General features: G+C 76.6%; 1 protein-coding gene. It reads left to right on the top strand.

Going from position 1 to position 770, the window contains the following annotated elements; all coding sequences use genetic code 11:
* Positions 1 to 770, top strand: a 770-nt coding sequence (locus tag FHL79_RS24825; protein WP_171058343.1) for a magnesium chelatase ATPase subunit I, incomplete at both ends; no start/stop codon positions are given.

Below are 770 nucleotides of genomic sequence, written 5' to 3'. Positions count from 1 at the left end.
CACGATCCCGACGCCCCCGGCGTCACCCGGGCTGCCAAGCTGGTGGAGCTGCCGGTCGGCGCCTCGGAGGACCGGCTGGTCGGCTCGCTGGACCTGGAGCGCGCGCTGACCGAGGGCGTGAAGTCCTTCGAGCCGGGGCTGCTCGCCGGGGCGCACCGCGGCGTGCTCTACGTCGACGAGGTCAACCTGCTGCACGACCACCTGGTCGACCTGCTGCTGGACGCGGCCGCGCTCGGCCGGGCCTACGTCGAGCGCGAGGGCGTCTCGGTGCAGCACGCCGCCCGGTTCCTGCTGGTCGGCACCATGAACCCCGAGGAGGGCGAGCTCCGCCCCCAGCTGCTGGACCGGTTCGGCCTCACCGTCGAGGTGGCCGCCCCGCGGGACGCCGGTCTGCGCGCCGAGGTGGTGCGCCGCCGGTTCGGCTACGACGCCGACCCGGCGGGCTTCGCCGCCGCCTGGGCCGACTCGGAGTCCGAGCTGGCCCGGCAGATCGCCGACGCCCGCGCCCGGCTGCCGCGCGTCGTCCTGTCCGACACCGCGCTGCGCCAGGTCACCAGTGTCTGCGCCGCCTTCGATGTCGACGGGCTGCGCGCCGACCTGGTCACCGCCCGCGCCGCGATCGCGCACGCCGCCTGGTGCGGACGCGACGACGTCACCGAGGACGACGTCCGGGTCGCGGCCCGGCTCGCCCTCCCCCACCGCCGCCGCCGCAACCCCTTCGACGCCCCGGGCCTGGACGAGGACACCCTGGAGCAGGCCCTCGCCGACTC

Source organism: Modestobacter altitudinis, from assembly GCF_005930475.1.
Taxonomy (GTDB): Bacteria; Actinomycetota; Actinomycetes; order Mycobacteriales; family Geodermatophilaceae; genus Modestobacter; species Modestobacter altitudinis.
This window is presented reverse-complemented; position numbering and strand designations above follow the sequence as displayed.